Annotated in this window: 10 protein-coding genes; 3 read left to right on the top strand and 7 right to left on the bottom strand. The window is 71.8% G+C overall.

Annotation, left to right across the window (positions count from 1 at the left end):
• Positions 1–6: 6 nt before the first annotated feature.
• The 6 genes from mug to FHS39_RS11690 all read right to left on the bottom strand — a co-directional run bounded on the left by mug (position 7) and on the right by FHS39_RS11690 (position 6,140).
• Complete coding sequence (mug, locus tag FHS39_RS11665; RefSeq protein ID WP_184349673.1) at positions 7–546, bottom strand: G/U mismatch-specific DNA glycosylase; 540 nt, start codon at positions 544–546, stop codon at positions 7–9.
• Positions 543–1,976 (bottom strand): adenylosuccinate lyase, encoded by a 1,434-nt coding sequence (gene purB, locus FHS39_RS11670; RefSeq protein ID WP_184349674.1) that lies wholly within the window; start codon positions 1,974–1,976, stop codon positions 543–545. The genes mug and purB overlap by 4 nt, the downstream gene beginning before the upstream one ends.
• Before the next feature lie 71 nt (positions 1,977–2,047).
• On the bottom strand, positions 2,048–2,839 hold the full coding sequence (locus FHS39_RS11675) for an SGNH/GDSL hydrolase family protein (RefSeq protein WP_184349202.1): 792 nt from the start codon (positions 2,837–2,839) through the stop codon (positions 2,048–2,050).
• A gap of 35 nt (positions 2,840–2,874) precedes the next feature.
• Entirely contained in the window at positions 2,875–3,888 is a 1,014-nt protein-coding gene (locus tag FHS39_RS11680; RefSeq protein WP_184349203.1) for a hemolysin family protein, read from the bottom strand.
• Positions 3,885–5,234, bottom strand: a complete 1,350-nt coding sequence (locus FHS39_RS11685) for a hemolysin family protein (protein WP_184349204.1) — start codon at positions 5,232–5,234, stop codon at positions 3,885–3,887. Before FHS39_RS11685 ends, FHS39_RS11680 begins: the two co-directional genes overlap by 4 nt.
• A 225-nt stretch (positions 5,235–5,459) precedes the next feature.
• Positions 5,460–6,140, bottom strand: coding sequence for a class I SAM-dependent methyltransferase (locus FHS39_RS11690; RefSeq protein WP_184349205.1), 681 nt, complete (start codon positions 6,138–6,140; stop codon positions 5,460–5,462).
• A gap of 135 nt (positions 6,141–6,275) precedes the next feature.
• Between FHS39_RS11690 and FHS39_RS25125 the strand changes: the two genes are divergently transcribed.
• Complete coding sequence (locus FHS39_RS25125) at positions 6,276–6,827, top strand: DUF4158 domain-containing protein (protein ID WP_221462681.1); 552 nt, start codon at positions 6,276–6,278, stop codon at positions 6,825–6,827.
• Between the two features lie 192 nt (positions 6,828–7,019).
• On the opposite strand, the gene FHS39_RS25130 is transcribed toward FHS39_RS25125, so the two are convergent.
• Complete coding sequence (locus FHS39_RS25130) at positions 7,020–7,160, bottom strand: hypothetical protein (protein WP_221462682.1); 141 nt, start codon at positions 7,158–7,160, stop codon at positions 7,020–7,022.
• Positions 7,161–7,185: 25 nt separating this feature from the next.
• Here FHS39_RS25130 and FHS39_RS25135 point away from each other — a divergent pair, with 25 nt between their 5' ends.
• Positions 7,186–8,553: a Tn3 family transposase gene (locus FHS39_RS25135; protein WP_221462683.1), complete on the top strand. Its 1,368-nt coding sequence runs from the start codon at positions 7,186–7,188 to the stop codon at positions 8,551–8,553.
• Positions 8,554–8,575: 22 nt separating this feature from the next.
• A partial coding sequence (locus FHS39_RS26030) for an IPT/TIG domain-containing protein (protein WP_425507780.1) occupies positions 8,576–8,668 on the top strand: 93 nt, incomplete at its 3' end.

Consider the following 8,668-nt stretch of genomic DNA (forward strand, 5'->3'; position numbering starts at 1 on the left):
GCCGGGTCAGCCTGCCTCGGCTGCCGCGCGCAGTCGGCCGAACTCCTCCGCCATCTTCGGCAGGGGCCAATGGGCGTTCAGGCCGCTGGGGTTGGGCAGCGCCCAGATGCGGATGGTGCCTATGGTGCGCTCCTGCGGGCCGATCTTCGCGTGCTTGTCGCCGAAGGCGACGCGGTAGGCGGTCACACCGACCACCGCCAGCCAGCGGGGCCGCAGCAGCTTCACCTTCTCGGTGAGGATCCTCCCGCCCTCGCGGAACTCGACGTCGCTCAGCTCGTCCGCGCGGGCCGAGGCCCGCGCGACGACGTTGGTGATGCCGAGGCCGTAGCCGAGCAGCTCCCGCTCCTCGGCCGGCTGCAGACGCCGCGGGGTGAAGCCCGAGGCGTGCAGCACGGGCCAGAACCGATTGCCGGGCCGGGCGAAGTGGTGGCCGGTGGCGGCCGACATCAGGCCCGGGTTGATCCCGCAGAAGAGCACGTGAAGACCGTCCGCGACCACGTCCGGGACGAGGCGGTCGCGGGCGGCCTCCAGCTCCTCAGGTGTCAGAGGATCGCCCCCGGCGCGTAGGCGGCGGCCTCCGGGTACCGCTTGGCGATCTCCTCGACGCGGGCGACGACCGAGGCGACCTGGTCGGCGGCGGCACCGGTGAACGACAGCTTGTCCGCCATCAGCGCGTCCAGCGCCGCGCGGTCCAGCGGGATCCGCTCGTCCGCGGCGAGCTTGCCGAGCAGCTCGTTGCGCTCGGCACCCTGCTCGCGCATCGCCAGCGCGGAGGCCACCGCGTGCTCCTTGATGACCTCGTGCGCGACCTCGCGGCCGACACCCGCCCGCACCGCGCCCATCAGCACCTTGGTGGTGGCGAGGAACGGCAGGTAGCGGTCGAGCTCCCGGGCGACGACGGCGGGGAAGGCGCCGAACTCGTCCAGCACGGTCAGGAACGTCTCCAGCAGGCCGTCCAGCGCGAAGAAGGCGTCCGGCAGCGCGACGCGGCGCACCACCGAGCACGAGACGTCGCCCTCGTTCCACTGGTCTCCCGCCAGCTCGCCCGTCATCGAGGCGTAGCCGCGCAGGATGACCATGAGGCCGTTGACGCGCTCGCAGGAGCGGGTGTTCATCTTGTGCGGCATCGCGGACGAGCCGACCTGGCCCGGCTTGAAGCCCTCGGTGACCAGCTCGTGCCCGGCCATCAGCCGGATCGTCTTGGCGAGCGAGGAGGGCGCGGCGGCCAGCTGCACCAGCGCGGTGACGACCTCGTAGTCCAGCGAGCGCGGGTAGACCTGGCCGACGGAGGTGAAGGCGTGCGCGAAGCCCAGGTGCGCCGCGATGCGCTGCTCCAGCTCCGCCAGCTTCCCGGCGTCGCCGCCGAGCAGGTCCAGCATGTCCTGGGCGGTGCCGACCGGGCCCTTGATGCCGCGCAGCGGGTAGCGGCCGAGCAGTTCCTCGGTGCGGGCGAAGGCGACCAGCAGTTCGTCGGTGGTGGTCGCGAAGCGCTTGCCGAGGGTGGTGGCCTGCGCGGCGACGTTGTGCGAGCGGCCCGCCATCACCAGCTCGGCGTGGTCGGCGGAGAGCTTGCCCAGGCGGGTGAGGACGGCCACGACGCGGTCGCGGACCAGCTCCAGGGAGAGGCGGATCTGCAGCTGCTCGACGTTCTCGGTCAGGTCGCGCGAGGTCATGCCCTTGTGCACGTGCTCGTGACCGGCGAGGGCGTTGAACTCCTCGATGCGGGCCTTCACATCGTGCCGGGTGACCTTCTCGCGCTCGGCGATCGAGGCCAGGTCGACCTGGTGCAGCACGCGCTCGTAGTCGGCGAGGGCCGCCTCCGGCACCTCGATCCCCAGGTCCTTCTGGGCGCGCAGCACGGCGAGCCACAGCTTGCGCTCCAGCTTCACCTTGTACTCGGGGGACCACAGGACGGCGAGCTCCGCGGAGGCGTAGCGGCCGGCCAGGACGTTGGGGATGCGGGGCTTCGAAGACACAGCAGCAGTCACGTGACGGAATTCTACTGTCGGTTTGCGCAGGCCAGCGCCCCGGCCCGGTTTGTGGCTTGCTACGAGCCCTCCGTCACGGCGTCCGGCGGGTACGGCAGCAGCGCGGCGCGCTTGGGCGGACGGCCGTCCCCCGAGGAGCGGCCGGTCAGCCGCCGCCCGATCCAGGGCACGAGGTGCTCGCGGGCGAAGCGCAGGTCCGCGGTGCGCCGGTCCGCCCAGCCCAGGGGCACGGCCGGCGCCAGCGGAGTGCGCCAGTCGGACTCCGGCGCGTGGCCCAGTGCCTGCCACACCGCCTCGGCCACCCGCCGGTGGCCCTCGGCGTTCAGATGCAGCCGGTCCTCGGCCCACAGCCGGGGATCGCCGAGCACCTCGGCGCCGAAGAGGTCGACCACCACGGCACCGTGCTGCCCGGCCAGCTCGTCGATGAAGCCGAAGAGGTGCTCCATGCGCGGCCGGAACCGCTCCAGCACCGGCCCCTGCCGCCCCGGGCTGCGCATCAGCACCAGCTGCCGGCAGCTGGGCGCCAGCCGCTGCGCGGCCTCGGCGAGCCGGGCGCACACCAGGTCCACGTCGCACTTGGGCCGCAGCACGTCGTTGAGCCCGCCGACCAGCGTCACCAGGTCCGCGCCCATCGCCGCGGCCGCGGGCGCCTGCTCGTCGGCGATCTGGCCGATCAGCTTGCCGCGCACGGCGAGGTTGGCGTAGCGGAAGCCGGGGCTGCGCGCCGCCAGCCGTGCGGCGAGCAGATCCGCCCAGCCCCGGTAGGAGCCGTCCGGCATGCCGTCGGACATGCCCTCGGTGAAGGAGTCGCCGACCGCGGCGAAGCTGGTGTATGTGGCATTCATCTGCATGGCGTGGCGATCCTACGCCCGGTCGCCCGCGTGATTCACGGGCGCCGCCCCACCAGTTGGCGCATCACGTCCTCCAGGGTGACCAGGCCGGTGAGCCGGTCGTCCTCGCCGATGACCGCGGCCAGGTGGGCGCCGGTGCCGCTCATCGCGGTGATCACGTCGTCCAGCGGGGTGTCGGCCCGGACCCGGGCGATGGGCCGCATCAGCTCGCGCAGGAAGGACCGGTCGCGCGGCTCGGCGTCCAGGGCGTCCTTGACGTGCAGATAGCCCAGGATGCGGTCGGCCTCGTCGACCACGGGGAAGCGGGAGTAGCCGGAGGTGGCGGAGAGCCGCTCCAGCCCCTCGGGCGTCACCCCGAGCCGGGCGGTGACGACCTTCTCCAGCGGCATCACCACGTCCTCCACCGGGCGCTTGCCCAGCTCCAGGGCGTCCCGCAGCCGCTCGGTGGCCCGCGCGTCCAGCAGCCCCGCCTCGCTGGAGTCGGCGACCATCCGGGCGAGCTGGTCGTCCGAGAAGGTGGCCGCCACCTCACCCTTGGGCTCCACCCGCAGCAGCCTCAGCAGGCCGTTGGCGAGCTCGTTGATCGCGAACACCACGGGGCGCAGCGCGCGGGCCAGCGCCACGAGCGGCGGACCGAGCAGCAGGGCGGTGCGCACCGGCTCGGCGAGCGCGATGTTCTTGGGCACCATCTCGCCGAAGAGCATGTGCAGATACGTGGCGACGGCGAGCGCGATGACGAACGACACCGGATGCACCAGCGTCTGCGACAGGCCCACCAGGTGGAAGACGGGCTCCAGCAGGGCGGCGATGGCCGGTTCGGCGACCACGCCGAGCACCAGCGTGCACAGCGTGATGCCGAGCTGGGCCGCGGCCATGAGCGCCGAGATGTGCCGAAGGCCCCACAGCACGCTGCGGGCACGCCGGTCGCCGTCCTGGGCGAGCGGCTCGATCTGGCCGCGGCGCACGGAGATCATGGCGAACTCGGCGCCGACGAAGAAGGCGTTGACGACCAGGGTCGCCAGGCCAATGAGCAGCTGGAAGAAGATCATCGGCCGGCCTCCCCGCCCGTGCCGCCGGCGGCGTCCCCGCCGGGCCGGGGCGCGGCGAGGCGCACCCGGGCGGCGCGCCGCCCGGAAGCGTCGGTCACATCGATCCGCCAGCCCGCGACCCGCACCGAGTCGCCCTCGGCGGGGATGCGGCCGAGCTCGGTGGCGACCAGGCCCGCCAGCGTCTCGTACGGGCCGTCCGGCGCCCGCAGCCCGATCTCCTCCAGCCGGTCGGTGCGGACGGCGCCGTCGGCGTCGTAGAGCCTGCGGCCCTCGGCGTCCCGCCCGGCCGGAGCCAGGTCGGGGCGCTCGTCGGGGTCGTGCTCGTCGCGGACCTCGCCGACGACCTCCTCGATGATGTCCTCCAGGGTGACCACGCCCGCCGTGCCGCCGTACTCGTCGATGACCACAGCCATGCTGCGCTTGGCGGACAGCCGGTCCAGCAGCCGGTCCACGGTCAGCGAGGCGGGGACGAACAGCGGCTCGCGCAGCAGGGAGGCGACGGCCCGGTGGGGCCGCTCGTCGGCGGGGACCGGCAGCACGTCCTTGATGTGGGCTATGCCGATGACGGAGTCGAGGTTGCCCCGGTAGACGGGGAAGCGGGACAGGCCGGTGGCGCGGGTGGCGTTCGCGACGTCCTCCACCGTGGCGCGCACGTCAAGGGCGGTGACCTGGACGCGCGGGGTCATCACGTTCTCCGCGGTCAGCTCGGCCAGGTTCAGGGTCCGCACGAACAGCTCGGCGGTGTCCGCCTCCAAGGCGCCCTCCTTGGCCGAGTGCCGGGCGAGGGCGGCCAGCTCCTGCGGGCCGCGCGCGGTGGCCAGCTCCTCGGCCGGCTCCAGGCCCATCCGGTGCAGGGTCCGGTTGGCCGTGTTGTTCAGGTGCCGGATCAGGGGGCGGAAGGCGGTGCTGAAGGCGCGCTGGGGCCCGGCGACCTTCTTGGCCACGGGCAGCGGGCGGGAGATCGCCCAGTTCTTGGGGACGAGCTCGCCGACGACCATCAGCACCACGGTGGAGAGCACGGTGCCCAGCACCAGGGCGATCGAGGAGGCGACGGCGGGGGACAGGCCCACGGCCTCCGCCGGGCCGGTGAGCAGCGCGGCGATCGACGGCTTGGCGAGCATGCCGATGATCAGGCCGGTGACCGTGATGCCGAGCTGTGCGCCGGAAAGCTGGAAGGTCAGGCTGCGCACCGCCTTGAGCGCGCTCTGCGCGCCGCGGTCGCCGCTCTCGGCGGCCCGCTCCAGCTCGGCGCGCTCGACGGTGGTGAGGGAGAACTCCGCTGCGACGAAGACGGCACAGGCCACCGTCAGCAGCAGGGCGAGCACCAGAAGGAGCACTTCGGTCATCGCTTCACCTCCGTCCCATGGTCGGCCAGGGACGCAGGGACCGCGCGACAGCGACGGCAGGGACTACTGGGGGGCTCGCCCATGGGCGGACGCTCACACCTTTCACAGAGTGACGGAACTCGGTGCCGTAAGCACGAGTGGCCATCCATGGTAAAGGATGAGCAAAGCGAAGGGTGTGGGTGTCCGCCGGGGGTCTGTGTCAGGAGCCCTGCGGCTCCCCGGCCGTCACGGCCCCGGCTCCACCGGCCGTCTTGCCGATCCGAGCACGCACGGTGAGGCGGGCAGCGGCACCCGGCTCCGCGGCACCCGCAGCCGCCGGTACTCGCCGAGCTCGAACCCCGCCTCCTCGATCGCCGCCGGCGCATCCCGGGCCGTGTGGCAGCCGCCGAACACCAGGGGCCAGAACGTGCGGTCCACCGCATGCTGGACGGCCGCGAGGCCCCGCCCCTCGGCCAGCCCGTGCTCGTAGAAGCGCAGCTCTCCGCCCGGGCGCAGCACCCTGCGCAGCTCGGAGAGCGCCCGCCGTACGTCCCGGACCGAACACAGCACCAAGGACGCCACCGCCGCGTCGAACGCCTCGCTCTTGACCGGCAGCGCCTCCGCCACCCCGGGCACGACGTCGACCGGCACCCCGGCCCGGACCGCGGCCTCCACCGCGAGCCTGCGCAGCTGCCGCTCCGGCTCGATCGCCACCACCTCGGAGACGGTTTCGGGGTAGTGGGCGAAGTTCAGGCCGTTCCCGGCGCCGATCTCGATCACCCGCCCGGAGAGCCCGGCCAGCAGCTCCCGCCGGTGCCTGCCCACCCCGCCCCAGTCGTCGGCGACCGGGCTCAGCTTCGCGTAGACCCGGGCGAAGACCGGATGGTGCACGGCTTCGTGCGGTGTTCTGCTGCTGCGGAGCGGCATGGCACACCCCTTCCCGGGGATACGACGAGGGTCCCAGTAGTAATTGCCGAAAAACCAACGGATATCCCTGCCATGGCTTCCACGGTGTGGCGCACGGTGCCCACGAGGCATGGGCGATTGCGGTGGAGGTATCGGGTGGCGACCCGTGTGTTCGCGGATGACGAGTTGGAACGGCTGCGGGGCTTCCCGGAGATCAACAAGGAAGAACTGAGCCGGTTCTTCACACTGACCCCGGCGGACTTGGGGTTCATCGACCCGGGTCGCGGTCGCAGCCCCAAGGACCGGATCGGGCCGGCCGTCCAGCTGTGCACGCTGCCCTGGCTCGGGTTCGTACCGGAAGACGTCACTTCGGCCCCACCGGCGGCGGTGGCCCGGCTCTCGGAACGCCTGCGGATACCTGTCGGCGAGAAGCAGACCCGGACCGACCACCTGCGGGAGGTGACCGGGTACCTGAACTGGAAGAGCGCCAAGGCGATGCAGCTCAAAGAACTGGGCGAGTTCCTGCTCGCTCGGGCAATGGAGCACGACTCGCCCTCGCTGCTGTTCCGTCTGGCGTGCGAACATCTGGCGGCCTCGCGGGTGGTACGGCCCGGGGTGGTCATGTGCTGGAGCGGGTGGCCACCGCGCGGGCGGAAGCGGGCCGGGAGACCTACCAGCGGGTGCGGCACCTGCTGGCGCCCAAGCTGATGGGTGAGCTGGACGGCCTGCTGAGCGTGGACCCGTTGATCGGGACGGAGATTCCTGCGCGGCCTGGACGCCCACGCCCTGGACCTGACTGCGCTGCCCGCCGAGCGGCGCCGGTTTCTGGCCCAGGTGGGGCGCCGGCTGACCCTGCAGTCGCTGGACCGGCGCGAACCCCAGCGCCGCCACCCGATCTTGCTAACGGTCCTTGCGCAGTCGGCCGCCGATGTGCTGGACGAGGTCATCGGTCGACCAGGCCGTCTGCGCCCGGGAGAGCCGGGCCCGGACCAAGATGCGCGACGCGCTGGCGGCGCGGGCCGCAGCCGGGTAGGGGCGCAAGGCGCTCCTGGACGAGGTCCTGCCGGTGCTCCTGGATGTGGCCATCGCGGACGAGGAGGTCGGGGGACTGCTGCGGAACGCCATCGGCATGGAGCGTCTGCGGGCCGCGGTGGCGCGGGCCACCACCCGGCTGCCGCGTGATCACGGGCACCTGGCGATGCTGGACGACTCCTACACCTACCTGCGGCAGTTCACCCCGGATGTGTTGCGGGCCATCTCCTTCAAGGGCGGCACGGGTGCGGAGTCGCTGATGGATGCCGTGAAGATCCTGAAGGAGCTGAACGCGACCGGCGCACGGAAGGTCCCCGACGGGGCACCCGCGGACTTCGTGCCGGTGCGCTGGGCGGGCTACCTGGAGCAGGCCGCGAAGTCCAGGGACGTCACGGCGTACCGGCACTTCTGGGAGCTGACGGTGATGCTCGGCCTGCGCGACGGGCTGCGCTCGGGCGATGTGTACGTGCCCTCCTCGCGCCGGTACGCCGACCCGGCCTCGTACCTGTTCACGCCCGAGCAGTGGGCGGGGCAGCGCGAGCAGTTCTGCCAGCTGGTCGGCAAACCGACCGCCGCCCCGGCCGTGCTGGAGCGCTGCAAGGAGCTGGCAGCGGCGATGGCGGATCTGGAGAAAGTACTGAGCAACCGCAATGCCAGCACCGGGGAAGTGTGCCTGTCGGACAAGGGGGAGCTGATCATCCCTGCGCTATCGGCTGAGGACGTCCCGGCCGAGGCGGCCGCGCTGAAAGACGAGCTGGCGGAGCTGCTGCCGCTGGCCCCGATCGCGTCACTGCTGGTGGAGCTGGACCGCCGGACGGGGTTCCTGGACTGCTTCACCCACGCCGGCGGCAAGCAGGCCCGCTCTGCGGAGCTGAAGCGCAACCTGCCGGCGGTGCTCATCGGCGAGTCCCTGCACTCCCTGCGCCGGGACCTCCACTACGCCCACCAGGGCAAGATCCGCGAACGGTTCCTGGCCGGACAGACCGAACAGGCATGGTGCCCGACCGTGCTGACCAACTCAGTGGTGACCTGGACCACGGAGTACTACGGCCTGGCCATCGCGCAGATGCACGCCGAAGGCCGGTCGACGACGAAGTGCTCGCGCACATCTCCCCGGCGCACAGCGAGAACGTCAACTATCACGGCACGATCGACGTCGAGGTCGACACCGAACTCGCCAAACTTGACCCGGCCGGCTATCGGCCACTGCGAGCCCGCCGTCCGGACCGGACGTGAGCCGCCAAGCACCCGCATTGCCGGCGTCATGGAGCGGCCGATTCAGCCGAACGGACTACATCGGACATCCGGAAGGAGCAACTACATTGAGTGTGTAATTAGTCATGCAAAGTATACGTGCTCGAGATTCGCCCAGGTCGCGAGCACCCGAGCAGGTCTGCGGTAGCAGACGCTGGGGAGGTTTCGCGATGGCGACGCCCACGATCACCAGCATCAGCCCGACTTCGGGGACAACCGCCGGAGGCAATCCGGTCGTGATCACTGGGGTCAACTTCAATACT

The sequence above is a fragment of the Streptomyces olivoverticillatus genome (assembly GCF_014203555.1).
GTDB classification, from domain to species: domain Bacteria; phylum Actinomycetota; class Actinomycetes; order Streptomycetales; family Streptomycetaceae; genus Streptomyces; species Streptomyces olivoverticillatus.